Source organism: Wenyingzhuangia marina, assembly GCF_900130035.1.
Taxonomy (GTDB): Bacteria; Bacteroidota; Bacteroidia; order Flavobacteriales; family Flavobacteriaceae; genus Wenyingzhuangia; species Wenyingzhuangia marina.
Genome location: NZ_FQXQ01000003.1, coordinates 1 through 18,720 on the forward strand (window position 1 = coordinate 1; position 18,720 = coordinate 18,720).

General features: G+C 31.8%; 19 protein-coding genes. 16 read left to right on the forward strand and 3 right to left on the reverse strand.

The genetic code is table 11. From position 1 onward, the window contains the following. Positions 1-208: 208 nt before the first annotated feature. Positions 209-1,579 carry a 30S ribosomal protein S6--L-glutamate ligase gene (gene rimK / locus BUB70_RS06945; RefSeq protein WP_073119869.1) on the reverse strand — a complete coding sequence of 457 codons (1,371 nt, stop codon included), beginning with the start codon at positions 1,577-1,579 and terminating at the stop codon, positions 209-211. A 298-nt stretch (positions 1,580-1,877) separates the two neighbouring features. Here rimK and hisG point away from each other — a divergent pair, with 298 nt between their 5' ends. The 10 genes from hisG to BUB70_RS06995 all read left to right on the forward strand — a co-directional run bounded on the left by hisG (position 1,878) and on the right by BUB70_RS06995 (position 10,508). Continuing rightward, a complete protein-coding gene (gene hisG, locus BUB70_RS06950) occupies positions 1,878-2,735 on the forward strand; it encodes an ATP phosphoribosyltransferase (RefSeq protein WP_073119872.1) in 858 nt (285 codons plus the stop codon). Positions 2,736-2,819: 84 nt separating this feature from the next. Continuing rightward, positions 2,820-4,106 carry a histidinol dehydrogenase gene (gene hisD / locus BUB70_RS06955; protein ID WP_073119874.1) on the forward strand — a complete coding sequence of 429 codons (1,287 nt, stop codon included), beginning with the start codon at positions 2,820-2,822 and terminating at the stop codon, positions 4,104-4,106. A gap of 67 nt (positions 4,107-4,173) precedes the next feature. Beyond that, positions 4,174-5,220 (forward strand): histidinol-phosphate transaminase, encoded by a 1,047-nt coding sequence (hisC, locus tag BUB70_RS06960; RefSeq protein WP_370456749.1) that lies wholly within the window; start codon positions 4,174-4,176, stop codon positions 5,218-5,220. A 74-nt stretch (positions 5,221-5,294) separates the two neighbouring features. Further along, positions 5,295-6,434 carry a bifunctional histidinol-phosphatase/imidazoleglycerol-phosphate dehydratase HisB gene (gene hisB / locus BUB70_RS06965; RefSeq protein WP_073119878.1) on the forward strand — a complete coding sequence of 380 codons (1,140 nt, stop codon included), beginning with the start codon at positions 5,295-5,297 and terminating at the stop codon, positions 6,432-6,434. 96 nt (positions 6,435-6,530) lie between these two features. Further along, a complete protein-coding gene (gene hisH, locus BUB70_RS06970; protein WP_073119880.1) occupies positions 6,531-7,112 on the forward strand; it encodes an imidazole glycerol phosphate synthase subunit HisH in 582 nt (193 codons plus the stop codon). Between the two features lie 39 nt (positions 7,113-7,151). After that, complete coding sequence (locus tag BUB70_RS06975) at positions 7,152-7,502, forward strand: four helix bundle protein (protein WP_073119882.1); 351 nt, start codon at positions 7,152-7,154, stop codon at positions 7,500-7,502. 39 nt (positions 7,503-7,541) lie between these two features. After that, positions 7,542-8,270: a 1-(5-phosphoribosyl)-5-[(5-phosphoribosylamino)methylideneamino]imidazole-4-carboxamide isomerase gene (gene hisA, locus BUB70_RS06980; RefSeq protein ID WP_073119885.1), complete on the forward strand. Its 729-nt coding sequence runs from the start codon at positions 7,542-7,544 to the stop codon at positions 8,268-8,270. A 67-nt stretch (positions 8,271-8,337) separates the two neighbouring features. Then, positions 8,338-9,093 (forward strand): imidazole glycerol phosphate synthase subunit HisF, encoded by a 756-nt coding sequence (gene hisF, locus BUB70_RS06985; protein ID WP_073119888.1) that lies wholly within the window; start codon positions 8,338-8,340, stop codon positions 9,091-9,093. Positions 9,094-9,174: 81 nt separating this feature from the next. Then, positions 9,175-9,768, forward strand: coding sequence for a bifunctional phosphoribosyl-AMP cyclohydrolase/phosphoribosyl-ATP diphosphatase HisIE (hisIE, locus tag BUB70_RS06990; RefSeq protein WP_073119891.1), 594 nt, complete (start codon positions 9,175-9,177; stop codon positions 9,766-9,768). A gap of 83 nt (positions 9,769-9,851) precedes the next feature. After that, the gene (locus tag BUB70_RS06995) at positions 9,852-10,508 is read left to right on the forward strand and encodes a protein-L-isoaspartate(D-aspartate) O-methyltransferase (RefSeq protein WP_073119894.1); all 657 of its coding nucleotides are present in this window, start codon (positions 9,852-9,854) and stop codon (positions 10,506-10,508) included. Here the strand turns inward: BUB70_RS06995 and BUB70_RS07000 are convergent. Continuing rightward, on the reverse strand, positions 10,492-10,980 hold the full coding sequence (locus BUB70_RS07000) for an acyl-CoA thioesterase (RefSeq protein ID WP_073119896.1): 489 nt from the start codon (positions 10,978-10,980) through the stop codon (positions 10,492-10,494). The two genes, BUB70_RS06995 and BUB70_RS07000, sit on opposite strands and share 17 nt — an antisense overlap. Before the next feature lies 1 nt (position 10,981). After that, positions 10,982-12,532, reverse strand: a complete 1,551-nt coding sequence (gene porX, locus BUB70_RS07005; protein ID WP_073119898.1) for a T9SS response regulator signal transducer PorX — start codon at positions 12,530-12,532, stop codon at positions 10,982-10,984. 75 nt (positions 12,533-12,607) lie between these two features. On the opposite strand from porX, the gene BUB70_RS07010 reads away from it, so the two are divergent. The 6 genes from BUB70_RS07010 to sucD all read left to right on the forward strand — a co-directional run bounded on the left by BUB70_RS07010 (position 12,608) and on the right by sucD (position 18,709). Then, entirely contained in the window at positions 12,608-13,840 is a 1,233-nt protein-coding gene (locus BUB70_RS07010) for an HD domain-containing protein (RefSeq protein WP_073120883.1), read from the forward strand. A 30-nt stretch (positions 13,841-13,870) separates the two neighbouring features. Continuing rightward, positions 13,871-14,887: a UDP-3-O-(3-hydroxymyristoyl)glucosamine N-acyltransferase gene (gene lpxD / locus BUB70_RS07015; protein WP_073119900.1), complete on the forward strand. Its 1,017-nt coding sequence runs from the start codon at positions 13,871-13,873 to the stop codon at positions 14,885-14,887. Between the two features lie 7 nt (positions 14,888-14,894). Further along, complete coding sequence (locus BUB70_RS07020; RefSeq protein WP_073119903.1) at positions 14,895-16,283, forward strand: bifunctional UDP-3-O-[3-hydroxymyristoyl] N-acetylglucosamine deacetylase/3-hydroxyacyl-ACP dehydratase; 1,389 nt, start codon at positions 14,895-14,897, stop codon at positions 16,281-16,283. 6 nt (positions 16,284-16,289) lie between these two features. Beyond that, positions 16,290-17,072, forward strand: a complete 783-nt coding sequence (gene lpxA, locus BUB70_RS07025; protein WP_073119905.1) for an acyl-ACP--UDP-N-acetylglucosamine O-acyltransferase — start codon at positions 16,290-16,292, stop codon at positions 17,070-17,072. 16 nt (positions 17,073-17,088) lie between these two features. Next, positions 17,089-17,655 carry an elongation factor P gene (gene efp, locus BUB70_RS07030; RefSeq protein WP_073119907.1) on the forward strand — a complete coding sequence of 189 codons (567 nt, stop codon included), beginning with the start codon at positions 17,089-17,091 and terminating at the stop codon, positions 17,653-17,655. A 169-nt stretch (positions 17,656-17,824) separates the two neighbouring features. Next, positions 17,825-18,709, forward strand: a complete 885-nt coding sequence (sucD, locus tag BUB70_RS07035) for a succinate--CoA ligase subunit alpha (RefSeq protein WP_073119909.1) — start codon at positions 17,825-17,827, stop codon at positions 18,707-18,709. Positions 18,710-18,720 lie beyond the last annotated feature (11 nt).

The window sequence follows — 18,720 nt, forward strand, 5'->3', positions numbered from 1 at the left end:
GCCTATTAGCGCAGATGGTACTAGCAATTGCTGGGAGAGTATGTCATCGCCTTTTTTTAGAAACCTCATTCATCTTTTTGAATGAGGTTTTTTTTGTCCTAAATTTTAATGAAGATGAGTATTAGGTAAATAAAGTTTAAAGTAAATGAAAAAAGCCGATGCTATTTCAGTAGCATCGGCTTTTAATTTTATTTATAATTCTAATATTTTACGAAGTATATTTCAATCTTTTTTCAATTGCTTGAATAATTGTACCTGCAATATCTTTTCCAGTAGCATTTTCTATTCCTTCTAGTCCTGGAGATGAGTTTACCTCTAGTAATAAAGGCCCTTTATTAGAACGGATTAAATCTACTCCAGCAACAGGAAGATTTAATATTTTAGCAGATTTTAAAGCTAGTTTTTTCTCTTCAGAAGATATTTTGACAATAGATGCTGATCCTCCTTGGTGAATGTTTGCTCTAAATTCTCCTTTAGCGGCAGTCCTTTCAATTGCTGCAACAACTTTTCCATCAACAACAAAACACCTTAAGTCTTTACCATTTGCTTCTCTAATAAATTCTTGAACTAAAATATTAGCATTTAAACTTTTAAAAGCGTTGATTACTGATTCAGCAGCCTTATTTGTTTCTGCTAATACGACTCCTTTACCTTGTGTACTTTCTAATAATTTAATAATTAATGGAGCACCCCCTACCATGTGAATTAAATCTTTGGTGTCTAAAGGTGATTTTGCAAAACCTGTTGTGGGAATATGAATATCATTTTTTGAGAACAATTGAGAAGAAAAAAGTTTATCTCTAGAGGAGCTAATAGATTCAGCATCATTTAAACAATATGTTCCTAGTGTTTTAAACATTCTTAATAATGCACAACCATAAAAAGTCATACTTGTTTTAATTCTTGGTATCACCGCATCAAAATCATTAATAACATTACCACCTCTATAACGTATTTCAGGAGTAGCAGTATCTAACTTCATATAACATTGTTGCACATTTAAAAAGACCATTTCATGTCCTCTTGCACGTCCTGCTTCCATTAATCTTTTGTTAGAATACAGTTCAGGGTTACTAGCCAAAACAGCAATTTTTAATCCTGATTTCGTAAGCACAAATGATTTGTACATCTGATCAATTTCTTCAGGACTAATTTTTCCTAAAACAAATTCGTCTGATGGATTAACAATCATTCTATTTTCCATGGCTTGCCTACCTAAAAGCATCTTGAACTCCATGTTATCCCTATCAGCAAGAGTAAGTTCTATTTCCCAAGAATCATCTCCCATGGTAACATAAGATTTGATTACATATCTTTTTTCGGGTATACCAGAAGAACTTTTAACAATTCTATTCCCAACCACTTTTGCTTCACATTCAATAGAAATACTTCTGTTTTCTGTTAGTGGCTGGATATTGAAACGAACCCAATTTTCTTTGTTTTTTTTGTACGGTGTGATATCTGTTGCTTGAATAGAGGAAGTTTTAGCTCCAGAATCTATTCTAGCTTTAATTGCAGGTATTCCTAAATGATTAAAACGACACCATTCTTGATTTCCTACTACTTTTAATTGATTCATAATCTGCATGTTTTGATATAATTAACCACAATTATTAGTTAATTATGTTGACTATTTATTATTTTTAAAGATATGGTATTTTCTTTATTTTAAATGCTTTTAAAATCATATTGAATTGTTATATTTGTCGAATAAAATTTAGAACATGAATTCAGTAAAGTTACATCATCATCACATCCAGTACTGCGCTTAAGCGAGTTGGAAGGATTATGTTGTAATGTAAACATATATTTTCAAACCCGTTTGAGCTGTCTCGAACGGGTTTTTTATTTTAAAAATTGATATAAACTATATACTAATGAGCACGTTAAAAATTGCCATTCAAAAATCAGGAAGATTAAATGAGGATTCTTTGCAACTATTAAAAGAGTGTGGAATTTCTATTGATCATCGTAATGCACAGTTAAAAGCTACGGCGAGAAATTTTCCTTTAGAAGTTTTTTATTTAAGAAATGGAGATATTCCTCAGTATTTAGAAGATGGAGTGGTAGATATTGCAATTTTAGGAGAAAACACTTTGATTGAAAAAGGTGAAAACTTACCTATTGTTGAACGTTTAGGTTTTTCTAAATGTAAAGTTTCTTTAGCGGTTCCAAAAGGAGTAGATTATAAAGATATTTCATATTTTGAAGGGAAGCGTATTGCAACAAGCTATACAAATACATTAGAAAAATATTTAAAGGAGAAAAACATCAATGCAACTTTTCATAAAATTGCAGGGTCTGTAGAAATTGCTCCAAATATTGGTTTGGCTGATGGAATTTGTGATATTGTAAGTTCTGGAGGAACTTTATTTGCGAATGGTTTAAAAGAAGCAGAAGTAATGTTTTGGTCTGAGGCAGTATTGACAAAATCGCCAGTATTATCTCCTGAAAAACAAGCGTTGTTAGATAAATTACAGTTTAGAATTCAAGCAATTTTAAAAGGTCGTGCTAACAGATATGTTTTATTAAATGCTCCTAATGATAAAGTAGATGATATTATCAAGGTTATTCCAGGAATGAAATCTCCAACAGTTTTACCATTGGCACAAGAAGGATGGAGTTCTATACATACAGTAATTCCAAAAGATAAATTCTGGGAAATTCTAGATGAGTTAAAAACTTTAGGAGCAGAAGGTATTTTAACTACGGAAATTGAAAAGATGGTTTTATAATAGTACAAAGTAAAAGTATAAAGTACAAAACAGCGTAGCTATGGTACTTAATACTCAATACTCAGTACTCAGTACTAAAAGTAAATGAAAACATATAACAATCCAGCAAAAAATACATGGGCAGCAATTACCCAACGTCCTGCTAAAGAAGCGAATACGTTAGGAGCAACTGTAAAAGCTGTTTTTGAAGATATTAAAGAGAACGGTGATCAGGCTTTAAAAAATTACACAGAGAAGTTTGATGGTGTAATTTTGTCAGATTTAAAAGTTTCTCAACAAGAAATAGACAATGCAATTCCTTTGGTTTCACAAGAATTAAAAGACGCTATTGTATTGGCTAAAAACAATGTAGAAAAGTTTCATGCCTTTCAAAAAATTGAGAAAAAAGTAATTTCTACAGTCAATGGGGTAGATTGTTGGCAAGAAATGAAGCCTATAGAAAAAGTAGGTTTGTACATTCCAGGAGGTTCAGCACCTTTGTTTTCTACTATTTTAATGTTAGGAGTTCCTGCAAAAATTGCCGGAGCTACAAAAATAGTTTTATGCACACCTCCATCAAAAGACGGTACTATTAATCCAGCAATTTTATTTGCTGCTCAGTTGGTAGGTGTTACAGAAATTTATAAGTTGGGAGGAATTCAGGCCATTGCAGCGATGACTTACGGGACGGAATCTGTACCAAGTGTTTATAAAATATTTGGACCTGGAAACCAGTTTGTAACAGCAGCAAAACAATACGCTTTAACACAAGGATTGGCTATTGATATGCCAGCTGGACCAAGTGAAGTTATGGTTGTTGCCGATAAGGATGCAGATGCTAGTTTTGTAGTTGCAGATTTATTATCACAAGCAGAACACGGTGCTGACAGTCAAGTGATTTTAGTAACGGAATCTCAAAAATTAATTGATGAAGTTCAAATTGAGTTAGAAAAACAATTAGCTGAATTACCAAGACAAGAAGTAGCAAGATTGGCTATAGAAAATTCTAGTGCTATTTTAATAGATAGTATTGATGCTCAAAACGAATTGATTAACGAATATGCTCCAGAACATTTAATTTTAAATGTATTAAATGAGGATGTGTATTTGGATAAAATAGTGAATGCAGGTTCTGTATTTATTGGTCCTTTAACACCAGAAAGTGCGGGGGATTATGCATCAGGAACCAATCATACTTTGCCAACCAATGGATACGCAAGAATGTATAGCGGAGTAAATTTAGACGCATTTACAAAAAAAATCACTTATCAAAAAATAACAGCAGAAGGAATTCAGAATATTGGTCCTGCAATTGAATTGATGGCAGCAGCAGAAGGATTAGATGCTCATAAAAATGCAGTGACTTTAAGGTTGAATAGTTTAAAAAAATAGTTTATAGTTGATGGTTTTTAGTTATTAGTACTAACAGCCAACAACTAACAACCAACAACCAACAACTATGATGAAATTTAATTTAAAAAATATAATCAGAGAAAATGTAGCCAATATGAAGGCTTACTCTTCAGCAAGAGATGAGTTTCAGGGAGCTACTGATGATATGGTGTTTTTGGATGCGAATGAAAATCCATTTGAGAATGGAGTGAATCGTTATCCTGATCCGATGCAGAAAACTGTAAAATCGGAATTGGCAAAAATTAAAGGAGTTGCTCAAGAAAATATTTTGTTAGGAAATGGTTCTGATGAAGTAATAGACTTGATTTTACGTGCTTTTTGTGAGCCTAAACAAGACAATATCATCACTTTGCCACCTTCTTACGGAATGTATGATGTGTCGGCAAATTTGAATAATATCACAATTAAAGAAGTTCCTTTAAAAGAAAATTTTCAACCGAATGTGTCTAAAATATTAGAAACAGTTGATGAAAATACAAAGGTGATTTTCTTATGTTCTCCAAATAACCCATCTGGGAATTTGTTTGACTATGCCAATGTAAAAGCTATTGTAGAAGGTTTTAATGGATTAGTAGTAGTAGATGAAGCATATATCGATTTTGCCTCTGAGCCAAGTTGGGTAACTAGATTATCAAAACATCCGAATTTAATTGTAAGTCAAACCATGTCTAAAGCTTATGGTATGGCGGGAATTCGTTTGGGAGTTTGCTATGCATCTAAAGAAATTATTTCGGTACTAAATAAAATAAAACCTCCTTATAACATCAACGAATTAACACAACAAAAAGCTTTAGAGCGTTTGCTAGCCTATGAAGATGTACAAGAGGAGATTGAAGCTGTTTTGGTAGAACGTGATAATTTAGAAATTGCATTAAAAGAGGTTTCTTTTGTAGAAAAAATTTATCCAAGCGATGCTAATTTTTTATTGGTAAAAGTAGATGATGCAACCAAGCGATACAATCAATTGATAGAAAAAGGAATTGTAGTTAGAAATAGAACTACACAGTTATTGTGTGAAAATACTTTGCGCTTTACAGTCGGAACAATTAAGGAGAACATTGCTTTGATGAAAGCTTTGAAGGAGTTAGAGTAAAAGAAGTTAAGAATTAAAGAAGTTAAGTAAGTGGTAGTCTTTTTGCCTTTTACTTTTATCTAGATACTGAAAAGATGAAAAAAGTTTTATTTATAGATAGAGATGGTACACTTTGTATTGAACCACCTGTAGATTATCAATTAGATAGTTTAGAAAAGTTAGAATTTTATCCAAAGGTTTTTCGTTACATGGCAAGAATTGCTGAAGAATTGGATTATGAGTTGGTAATGGTAACCAACCAAGATGGATTGGGAACAGATTCTTTTCCTGAAGATACTTTCTGGCCAGCTCAAAACAAAGTAATTCAAGCTTTTGAAAACGAAGGGGTAATTTTTAGCGCAGTTCATATAGATAAAACATTTCCTCATGAAAATGCTCCAACTCGTAAACCAAGAACCGGTTTGTTAACGCAGTATTTTGATAAAGAAAAATACGATTTAGAAAATTCTTTTGTGTTAGGAGATAGAATTACCGACATGGAATTGGCTAAAAACTTAGGAGCAAAAGGAATCTTTTTATCAGAGAATCCTGAATTGGGTGCAGAGGAAGTTGAAGCAGATGTAAAAGCAATTCACGATTGTATTGCCTTAACTTCTACCGATTGGAAAGAAATCTACGAGTTTTTAAAATTAGAAGATAGAGTTTCTGAAATCACAAGAAATACCAATGAAACCAAGATTTACATCAAACTAAATTTAGATGGTTCTGGTAAAAATGATATTTCTACAGGAGTCAAGTTTTTTGACCATATGTTAGATCAAATTGGTCGTCATGGAGCAATGGATTTAACTGTAAAAGTAGATGGAGATTTAGAGGTTGATGAACATCACACCATAGAAGATACCATGATTGCTTTAGGAGAATTATTCAACAAAGCATTAGGAAATAAATTAGGAATAGAGCGTTACGGTTTCTGTTTGCCAATGGACGATTGTTTGGCACAAGCTGCCGTTGATTTTGGCGGAAGACCTTGGTTGGTTTGGGAAGCTGATTTTAAACGTGAAATGATTGGAGATATGCCAACTGAAATGTTTTTACATTTGTTTAAATCTTTTACTGATGGAGCAAAATGTAATTTAAACATCAAAGCAGAAGGAGATAATGAACATCACAAAATAGAAGGTATTTTTAAAGCTTTTGCAAAGGCAATGAAAATGGCTGTAAAACGTGATGCAAATAAAATGTTTTTACCAAGTACAAAAGGTTTGCTTTAGCAAAACAGTACAAAGTACTGAGTAAAGAGTATTAAGTTTTAGCGGTACTGCTGTATTAACTTTGTACTTTGTACTATGTACTCAATACTAAAATATATGAAAATAGTAATTATAAACTACGGAGCTGGAAATATACAATCTATCCGATTTGCTATAGAGCGATTAGGATATGAGGCTGTTTTGAGTAATGATGTTGAAGAAATAAAGAGTGCTGATAAAGTAATTTTTCCAGGAGTGGGAGAAGCTAGTTCAGCAATGAAAATGTTAAAAGCTACAGGATTAGATACTGTAATTCCGATCTTAACACAGCCTGTTTTGGGTATTTGTTTAGGAATGCAGTTGATGTGTAAATATTCTGAAGAAGGAGATACAACAGGATTAGGAATTTTTGATGTTGATGTAAAACGTTTTGAAAACATTGTAAAAGTACCTCAAATAGGATGGAACCAAATTAAAGGTTTGGGTTCTAAGATTTTTAATGATGTAAAAGAAGGAGCTTATATGTATTTGGTACATAGTTATTATGCTCCATTAACAAAAGAAACCATTGCTACGACAGAATACGGAGTGCAATATTCTACAGCTTTGCAAAAAGCTAATTTTTACGGAGTGCAATTCCACCCAGAAAAAAGTAGTACAGACGGAGCAAAGATTTTAGAGAATTTCCTCAATCTTTAGATTGAGGGTACAGAGTAGTTAGTACAAAGTAATGAGTTTATGAATAAGTATCAGGATTTAAAAATATGGGAAAAGTCAATGGAATTGGTTGAGAAAACCTATTTATTGATGAAACTATTACCTGATGAAGAAAAGTTTGGACTGGTTAGTCAAATTAAAAGATGTAGTGTTTCTATTCCTTCAAATATTGCAGAAGGAGCTGGAAGAAATTCAAATAATGAGTTTAAACATTTTTTAAGTATCGCAAATGGTTCTACTACAGAATTAGAAACACAAATATTATTAACGGTTAGATTACATCTAGTTGATAAAAATGAAATTCAAGAAATATTAAATTTATGTACTGAAATAAAGAAGATGAATTATGCTCTTCAAAAAAGTTTAAGTTAAAACTTACTACTTTGTACTCAGTACTTAATACTATTATAAATGAGAATAATACCAGCCATAGACATTATAGACGGACAATGTGTACGTTTGTCAAAAGGAGATTATAACACAAAAAAAGTTTACAACGAAAATCCATTAGAAATTGCTAAGCAGTTTGAAGCACATGGAATAGAACATTTACATTTGGTAGATTTAGACGGTGCAAAAGCAAGTCATATTGTAAACCACAAAGTATTAGAAGAAATAGCAACCAAAACTTCTTTAAAAATTGATTTTGGTGGTGGGTTAAAAACAGATGAAGATTTAAAAATAGCTTTTGAATCTGGAGCTACTCAAATTACAGGAGGAAGTATTGCTGTTAAAAATGCGGATGTTTTTAAAGGTTGGATTGCTAAGTTTGGTGCAGATAAAATTATTTTAGGAGCAGATGCAAATAATGAAAAAATTGCAGTTAGCGGATGGTTAGAAGAATCTGATGAAGATTTGATTCCTTTTATTCAAGGATATCAAAAAGAAGGAATTCAATATGTAATTTGTACAGACATTGCTAAAGATGGAATGTTACAAGGACCATCATTTGACTTGTATGAAAAAATATTAAAAGATTGTCCTAACGTAAAGTTAATTGCAAGTGGAGGAATTTCTACTTTTGATGAATTACCTCGTTTAAAAGATTTAGGGTGTGAAGGAACCATTGTTGGAAAAGCGATTTATGAAAATAGAATTAGCTTAAAACAATTGGAGAATTTTATTATTAGTACAAAGTAAAAAGTACTGAGTACAAAGTTTTGTACGCTACTTAATACTCTGTACTTAGTACTTAATACTAAGAAAGATGTTAGCAAAAAGAATAGTTCCTTGTTTGGATATAAAAAATGGACGTACTGTAAAAGGGGTTAATTTTGTGGATTTGCGTGATGCAGGAGATCCTGTAGAATTGGCAAAAAAATATGCAGAAACAGGAGCCGACGAATTGGTGTTTTTAGATATTTCAGCCACTGAGGAACGTAGAAGAACGTTGGTGAATTTGGTTAGAGGTGTTGCAGCACAAGTAAATATTCCATTTACAGTCGGTGGAGGAATTTCATCTGTAGAGGATGTAGATATATTATTGCAGAATGGGGCTGACAAAGTTTCCATCAATTCATCAGCAGTAAAAAGGCCTAAATTGGTTAATGAGTTGTCTCAAAAATTTGGAAGTCAATGCGTTGTAGTTGCTATTGATGCAAAGAAAATTGATGGAGAATGGATAGTGCATTTGGTAGGAGGAAAAGTTCCTACAGAACTAAATTTATTCGATTGGGCAAAAGAAGTTGAAGAAAGAGGAGCAGGAGAAATTTTGTTTACTTCTATGAATAATGATGGAACTAAGGATGGTTTTGCGAACGAAGCTTTGGCACGTTTGTCAGAAGAATTAAACATTCCTATTATTGCAAGTGGTGGAGCAGGAAATATGCAACACTTTGTAGATACTTTTAAAGATGGAAAAGCAGATGCAGCTTTGGCAGCAAGTGTGTTTCATTTTCAAGAAATTGAAATTCCAGATTTAAAACAAGAATTAAAAAGACAAGGAATACCTGTAAGAATATAATAAGTTTTTAATGTTGAAAGTTTAAAAGTTTGTAAAGTAACTTTTTCACTTTTTACTTTAAGACTTTATAAACTTAATAATATGGAAATTAAATTTGACGAAAAAGGACTAGTTCCTGCAATTATACAAGATGCTGAGACTAAAAATGTATTGATGTTAGGATACATGAATCAAGAAGCATTTGACAAAACTTTGTCAACCAATAAAGTTACTTTTTACAGTAGATCTAAAAGTAGATTGTGGACTAAAGGTGAAGAAAGTGGAAACTTTTTAGAATTAGTATCTATTAAAAACGATTGTGATAAAGATACTTTGTTAATTCAAACAAAACCTGTAGGACCTACTTGCCACAAAGGAACAGATACTTGTTGGGCAGAAGAAAATACAGAAAATTTTGGTTTTTTAACCACTTTAGAAAATGTGATTGCTGAACGTGTTAAAAACAAAGATGTTCAAAAATCTTATGTAGCAAGTTTGTTTGCTAAAGGAATTAATAAAGTTGCTCAAAAAGTAGGAGAGGAAGCGGTAGAAACTGTTATTGAAGCTATGGATAATAATGATGAACTGTTTTTGTATGAAGCTGGAGATTTGTTATTTCACTACCTAATGTTACTCCAAGCAAAAGGATTTACCTTAACTGATATTACAGCTGAATTGAGAAAACGTCAGAAGTAAATTGTTTATAAATATTACATTCAAGCCCTAGAAATTCTATTTTCTGGGGCTTTTGTTTTTTATATTTGTGTTCTATTAGGATTATGAAGGACACATATAAACATCAAGGATTAAGAAATAGATTGGCCACCGTTTTACAAGAAAAAGGGGTAACAGATGCCGCTGTTTTGTTAGCTATTAAAGAAATTCCTAGACACTTGTATATGGATGCCAGTTTTGAAGAATATGCTTATCAAGACGTTGCTTTTCCTATTGCTGCCGAACAAACCATTTCTCAGCCTTATACTGTTGGATTTCAATCTCAATTACTAGAAATTAAACCAGGTGAAAAAGTATTAGAAATAGGAACAGGTTCAGGGTATCAAACCAGTGTTTTGGTTAGATTGGGAGGTGTTGTTTATACGATAGAACGTCAACAAGAATTGTATAAAAAAACGCAGTTATTACTGCCAAAACTAGGCTATAAACCTAAGTATATGTATTTTGGTGATGGATATAAAGGCTTGCCTCAGTTTGCTCCTTTTGATAAAATTATTGTGACTTGTGGAGCTCCATTTTTACCAAAAGCATTATTAGCCCAACTTAAAATTGGGGGAAGGATGGTAATTCCAGTTGGGGATGCACAACAAATGATGACTTTAATTACTCGTAATTCAGCTAAAGAATTTGACAAACAAGTGATTGAAGAATGTGCTTTTGTACCTATGTTGACAGATAAAAGTCTTAAGAATTTTTCTTAATCGTTCTTAGGTTTCTTTCTCTTTCATCAAAAGTTTGTTCAGAAAGAGGTAATACTGTTTCTTCAAACAATTTCATGAATTTGGGACTATGTTCCGTTGTTTTGTTTTTTTCTAAATCAAAATGAACAAAACTAATCCAAGCCACAGACTTTAGTACTGTTTTATCTTTGTTAAACATTCTTACTTCAGCTTGTAAATGTTTTTTAGAATAAGCAATGGTTTGTGATTCAAAAGCAACTTCTTCCATTGTATAAGCAGGTACCAAATAGGCCAATTGTGTATTGGAAATTACCCAACCTATTTTTTCCTTTAGAATCATGGTAAAAATATCAATACCATAAGCATCCATCACTTGATCTTCTCTTTGATTGATGAAATAATCAATATAACGACCGTTATTTAAATGATTAAAAGGGTCACAATCTTGAAAACGAATTTTTGTTTTACTAGTTAATATTTTGGGCTTATTCATATTAGTTTTTAGGTGTTAAAATAACACAAGGAATAATCATTTCTTCTAATGATATTCCTCCATGTTGATAGGTGTCTTTGTAATATTTTGTATAATGATTTTGATTGTTTGGATATACAAAAAACAAATTGTCCTTAGCAAAAACAAAAGAGCTATTCATATTTTCCTGAGGCAGAAATATTCTTTTAGGATCGTGTTCGGCGTACACATCTTTTTCTTGATAAGTAATGCTTCTACCTGTTTTGTATCTTAAATTAGAAGCAATGGCTTTGGTACCAATTACTTGAGTGGGTTTACTACAATTTACCGTTCCATGATCTGTGGTAATAATCAGTTTTATGTTGTCTTTTTGTGCTTTCTGAATCAATTCTAACATGGCAGAATTTTGAAACCAAGTATCTGTTAACGCTCTGTAAGATTTGTCATCAGAAGCCAATTCTTTAATTACCTGAGTTTCTGTTTTAGCATGAGATAACATATCAACAAAATTAAAAACCACTACATTAAACTTATTGTCTTTATATTGATTGTAGTCTTGTAAAAGATCTTTTCCTGATTTTTGAGAACTGATTTTATGATAAGAAAAAGGCAAATCTTTTCTTAAAGACTGTAATTGCCTTTTAAGAAATTCTTCTTCGTGCATATTTTTTCCTCCTTCATCATTTTCGTTTAACCAAATATCTTTATGTTTGGTGGCCATTTCTAAAGGAGTTACCCCAGAAAAAATGGCATTACGAGCATAATGAGTTGCTGTGGGTAAAATGCTATAAAAAGGAATCTCATCTTGTTTTTTATAATATTTTAATATGGTTTTTTCTAAAACTAAATATTGATCATAACGTAGATTATCAACTACAATAACCATGGTTTTATCACTATTTTCTATTTCGGGTAAAATAATGTTTTTAAATAGTTCATGTGATAAAATGGGAGCATCCTCATCATAAAACCAATCGGAGTAATTTTTTTTAATGTATTTAAAGAAAATCTGATTGGCTTCTTGTTTCTGATTTTCAAGAATACTTAATAAACCTGCATCGCTAATATTTTCCAATTCAAGTTCCCAGTAAATTAGTTTTTTATAAATTTCTATCCATTCAGAATGAGAATTTACCGAAGCCAATTCCATAGAAATTTTCCTAAATTCTTGTTGGTAATTAATCGTAGTTCTTTCACTAACCAAACGGGAATGATCCAAATTCTTTTTTAAACTTAAAAGTATTTGGTTTGGGTTTACAGGTTTTATTAAGTAATCGGCAATTTTAGAACCAATAGCTTCTTCCATTAAATATTCCTCTTCACTTTTGGTAATCATTACCACAGGAATGTTGTTTTGAATATTTTTGATGCTTGTTAATGTTTCAAGTCCACTTAAACCAGGCATATTTTCATCTAAAAAAATAATATCATAATTATTAGATTTTACTAAATCAATAGCATCTGCCCCGTTGGTACAAGGAGTGACATTGTAGTTTTTGTTTTCTAAAAATATAATATGTGGTTTTAAAAGATTGATTTCATCGTCAACCCAAAGAATTTCAATGTTATTCATATGGTAAGAATCTGTGATTTACTAAATATAAAGGAATTAGATTTTTATATTTGTACTACACTAAAAGTACAAAAATTGAAAACCCCAAGCAATAAAGTTAAAATTATAAACGATCCAATCTACGGGTTTATTACAATTCCTAACAAATTAATTTTTGATTTAATAGAACACCCTTATTTTCAACGTTTAAGAAGGATTACTCAAATGGGGATGTCTAACTTAGTGTATCCTGGAGCTCACCATACAAGATTTCATCATGCTGTAGGTTGTATGCATTTAATGCAAAAGGCCATTACTGTGTTAAAAAATAAAGGAGTTATTATTTCTGATGATGAAAAAAATGGAGTTTGTATGGCTATTTTATTGCATGATATTGGTCATGGACCCTATTCCCACGCTTTAGAACACAGTATTGTTGATGGAGTAAGCCACGAAGCAATTTCTTTGTTGTTTATGAAAGAATTAAACAAAGAATTTAAGGGGGAGCTAAATTTAGCTATCGAAATTTTTGAAGGTAAATATCCACGTAAGTTTTTAAATCAACTGGTTTCTAGTCAGTTAGATATTGATAGAATGGATTATTTAAAGAGAGATAGTTTTTATACAGGAGTAGCAGAAGGAAATATAAGTTCAGAGCGTTTGATAGATATGTTAAACGTGGTGAATGATCAATTGGTGGTTGAAGAAAAAGGAATTTACTCCGTAGAAAAGTTTATTGTAGGTAGAAGGTTGATGTATTGGCAGGTGTATTTGCACAAAGCTGGAGTTGTTGCTGAAAAGATGTTGGTAAATTTATTAGCTAGAGCTAAATATTTGGCTAGTCAAGGGGTAGATTTACCAAGTAGTAAAGCACTACATTATTTTTTATATAAAGAAGTAGAAGAAACATTTACATTACAAACCTTAAAAACGTTTTCTAGATTAGATGATTACGATATTCTATCTGCTATAAAAGACTGGATTAGTCATGATGATAAAATTTTATCACAATTATCAGAAATGATTATCAATAGAAAATTATTAAAAGTTCAATTAAGTAATGAAAGTTTTGATCCTGAATATGTTAAAAATATCAAGAATAAAATGTTAACACAGGGATGGTCACAAGAAGATTTAAAATACTTTTTTGTGTTAGATACCATTTCTAATCAGGCATATAACGATACTTCAAGTAAAATATACTTATATTATAAAAATGGAGATATTGTAGATATTGTGGAGGCATCCGATCAATTGAATATACAAGCATTAACAAAGCCAGTTATTAAACATTTTCTTTGTTATCCTAAAGGCATCAAATTAGCCTAAATAGAATTTAATTTTATATTTTTGCCGTTCATGGAATTTAAAGCAACACAAATAGCTGAGATTTTAGGAGGTGATATTGTTGGAGATGACTCTGCAACAGTTTCAACACTAGCTAAAATAGAGGAAGGAGAAAAAGGATCGATGACTTTTTTATCTAATCCCAAATACACCTCATACATTTATACAACAAATGCATCTATTGTAATTGTTAATAAATCTTTTGAGCCTACTGCAGAAATTAGTGCAACATTAATTAAGGTAGATGATGCTTATCAAGCATTTACTCAGATTTTAGAATTCTATAATGAATATAAAAATCAGAAGGTAGGAATTGACATGAATACTTTTATATCAGATTCTGCTAAACTAGGACAAGATATCTATTTAGGAGCTTTTGCTTATATTGGAGAAAATGTTGTGATAGGGAATAATGTAAAAATATATCCACAATGTTATATTGGTGATAATGTTGTAATTAAAGACAATACTACATTATTTGCTGGGGTAAAAATATATGCTGATTGTATAGTTGGGAGCAATTGTAAAATTCATGCAGGAACTGTAATTGGTTCTGATGGATTTGGTTTTGCTCCTACTGAAACAGGTGTCTACAAGAGTATTCCACAGATAGGAAATGTAATCATAGAAGATCATGTTGATATTGGTGCTAATAGCACTATTGACAGGGCTACTATGGGATCTACAGTTATTAAACAAGGAGTTAAATTAGACAACTTGGTACAAATTGCCCACAATGTTGTAGTTGGTAAAAATACGGTAATAGCTTCACAATCAGGTGTAGCAGGTTCCAGTAAAATAGGAAAAAACTGTATGTTTGGAGGACAAGTAGGTATTTCTGGACATGTAAGTATAGGCGATAATGTTAAAATTTCTGCCAAGTCAGGAGTAGCTAAAAACATAAAAGACAACGAAGTTCTAAGAGGTATTCCAGCTATGGATTATGGAGATTATAATAAGTCTTACGTGATGTTTAAAAAATTACCAGAAATTGTTCAAGAATTAAGAAATAACAAAAGCTTAAAATAAGAATAGCATGTTAAAACAAAAAACAATCCAAAAGGAGGTTACTTTAACAGGTGTGGGCTTACATACTGGAAAAGAAGTTACAATGGTATTTAAACCTGCTCCAGAAAATTATGGATATGCGTTTGTTCGTGTAGATTTAGAAGGGAATCCAGTCATTGAAGCCAAGGTAGAATATGTTACAGAGACAGAAAGAGGTACCAATCTAGAGAAAAAAGGTGTGAGTATCAATACTTCAGAGCATGTGTTGGCAGCAGCTGTAGGTTTAGGAATTGATAATTTAACGATTGAAATGAATGCATCAGAACCTCCAATTATGGATGGCTCTTCAAAATATTTTATAGAAGCTTTAGAATCAGCAGGTATTGTTGAGCAACAAGCTCCGGTTGATGAATATATTGTAAAAGATATTATTTCATATAAAGACGAAGCTACCGGAAGTGAAATTATTTTAATGCCTGCAGATGAATACCAAATAACGACTATGGTAGATTTTGGGACTAAAATTTTAGGAACTCAAAATGCTACTTTAAATCGTATTTCAGATTTTAAAGAAGAAATATCAGCAGCACGTACTTTTAGTTTTTTACATGAATTAGAAATGTTGTTAGAGCACAACTTAATTAAAGGAGGTGATTTAAACAATGCTATTGTTTATGTTGATAAAAAAATATCAAATGAAACTTTAGAAAAATTAAAGAAAGCATTTGGTAAAGATGATATTAAAGTAACACCAAATGGAATTTTAGATAATTTGGAATTGCATTGGGCTAACGAAGCTGCTAAACATAAATTATTAGATGTTATTGGAGATTTAGCTTTGGTAGGAACTCGCATTAGAGGAAAAGTAATTGCCAATAAGCCAGGGCATAAAATAAATACTTCTTTCGGAAAACGTTTGGCTAACATTATCAAACAAGAAAAAAGAAAAAGTGTTCCTTCATATGATTTGAATCAACCACCTTTGATGGATATTCACCAAATCATGAAGTTATTACCACATAGGCCACCATTTTTGTTAATTGATAGAATTTTAGAATTGACAGATGACTATGTGGTTGGAATGAAAAATGTTTCTATGAATGAACCATTTTTTGTAGGACATTTTCCAGATGCTCCAGTAATGCCAGGAGTGTTACAAATAGAAGCTATGGCACAATGTGGAGGAATTTTGGTGTTAAGTACAGTACCCGATCCTGAAAACTATTTAACATACTTCATGAAAATGGATAATGTTAAGTTTAAACAAAAAGTATTACCCGGGGATACCCTTATTTTTAAAGCGGAATTAATTTCCCCTATTCGTAGAGGAATCTGTCATATGAGATCTGTTGGTTATGCAAATGGTAAAATAGTAGTAGAGGCTGAATTAATGGCTCAAATAGTTAAGAAAAAATAAATAAATATGAATCAACCACTAGCTTATATTCATCCAGGTGCAAAAATTGCACGTAATGTTGTTATTGAGCCATTTACAACTATCCATAATAATGTAACCATTGGTTCAGGTACGTGGATTGGTTCTAATGTAACCATTATGGAAGGGGCTATTATTGGAGAAAATTGTAAAATTTTTCCAGGAGCAGTAATTTCTGCAATGCCTCAAGATTTAAAATATGATGGTGAAGAAACCACTACAGTGATAGGGAATAATGTTACCATTCGTGAGTGTGTAACTATTAACCGAGGGACTTCAGATAGAATGAAAACTGTAATAGGTGACAACTGTTTAATTATGGCTTATTGTCATGTGGCACATGATTGTATTGTGGGGGATAATTGTATTTTTTCTAACGGGAGTACTTTAGCAGGGCATACTAATATTGGAGACAATGTTATTTTAGCAGGTATGACAGCTATTCATCAATTTTGCTCTATTGGAGATCATGCATTTGTAACAGGTGGATCTTTGGTAAGAAAAGACGTCCCTCCATATGTTAAAGCAGGTAGAGAACCATTGTCTTATGTCGGAATTAACTCCGTTGGTTTGAGAAGAAGAGGTTTTTCAGTTGAAAAAATTAGAGAAATCCAGAATATTTATAGAATCCTGTTTCAAAGTAAATACAATAATTCACAGGCAATTAGAATTATAGAAGCAGAAATGGAAGCTTCAAGTGAAAGAGATGATATCATTAAATTCATCCAAAATTCACAAAGAGGAATTATGAAGGGATATTTTAGTAATTAAGAATAAAATTTTTAAGATGGCAACAACATCAGATATTAGAAACGGATTGTGTATTGTTTATAACAGTGACACTTTCAAAGTAGTAGAATTTCAACACGTAAAACCAGGGAAAGGACCTGCTTTTGTAAGAACTAAATTAAAAAGTTTAACCTCAGGAAAAGTTATTGATAATACTTTTTCTGCTGGACATAAAATTGATGAAGTTAGAGTTGAAACAAGAAAATATCAGTATTTATATGCAGAAGGAGATACCTTTAACTTTATGAATACAGATGATTATAATCAAATCACTTTAGATAAAGCTGCTTTAGATGCTCCAGATTTGTTAAAAGAAGGAGAAGTAGTAACTGTTATTGTTCGTGCAGAAGATGAAATGCCATTAGCTGTAGAAATGCCTCAATCAGTAATTTTAGAAGTTACTTATACAGAACCAGGTGTAAAAGGTAATACAGCTACAAATGCAACTAAGCCAGCTACTGTAGAAACAGGAGCTTCTGTAAACGTACCTTTGTTTATAAACGAAGGAGATATGATAAAAATTGAAACAGCAAAAGGAACTTATCAAGAAAGAATTAAGGTCTAAGTAGCAGTATTATAAATAAAAAAACACCCAAAATGGATTTTCATTTTGGGTGTTTTTTATAAAATTATTACAGGTTTTATTTATTTGTGATAAAAAAATTAAAAGGACAGATATTGCAAACAAATATTTATATTTGTTTGCAATGAATTTTAATCAAAAATAAAATTAAATGAGTGTTTTAGTAAATAAGGATTCTAAAATTATAGTTCAAGGATTTACAGGAAGTGAAGGAACTTTTCATGCTTCTCAAATGATTGAATACGGAACAAATGTAGTTGGTGGAGTTACTCCAGGAAAAGGAGGACAAGAGCATTTAGGTAGACCAGTTTTTAATACAGTACAAGATGCTGTTGATAAAGCAGGAGCTGATACAACTATTATTTTTGTACCACCGGCATTTGCTGCAGATGCAATTATGGAAGCTGCTGATGCAGGAATTAAAGTAATTATATGTATTACTGAAGGAATTCCTGTTGGAGATATGGTAAAAGTAAAAGCTTATTTACAAAATAAAGAAACTCGTTTAATTGGACCTAACTGTCCAGGAGTAATTACTCCTGGTGAAGCTAAAGTTGGTATTATGCCAGGATTTATCTTTAAGAAAGGGAATGTAGGTATTGTTTCTAAATCAGGAACTTTAACTTATGAAGCTGCCGACCAAGTAGTAAAACAAGGTTATGGAATTACAACTGCAATTGGTATTGGTGGAGATCCAATTATTGGAACTACTACTAAAGAAGCTGTAGAATTGTTGATGAATGACCCAGAAACTGAGGCAATTGTAATGATTGGTGAAATTGGAGGTCAATTAGAAGCAGAAGCTGCTAGATGGATCAAAGCAGATGGTAACAGAAAACCAGTTGTAGGATTTATTGCTGGACAAACTGCACCTGCTGGTCGTACTATGGGACACGCTGGAGCTATTGTAAGTGGTGAAGGAGAATCTGCACAAGCTAAAATGGAAATCTTAGCAGAGAATGGAATTCACGTGGTAGCATCACCTGCAAAAATTGGTGAAGCAATTGCAAGTGTTTTAGCCGGAGTTGCAAAATAAAAAAACAAAGA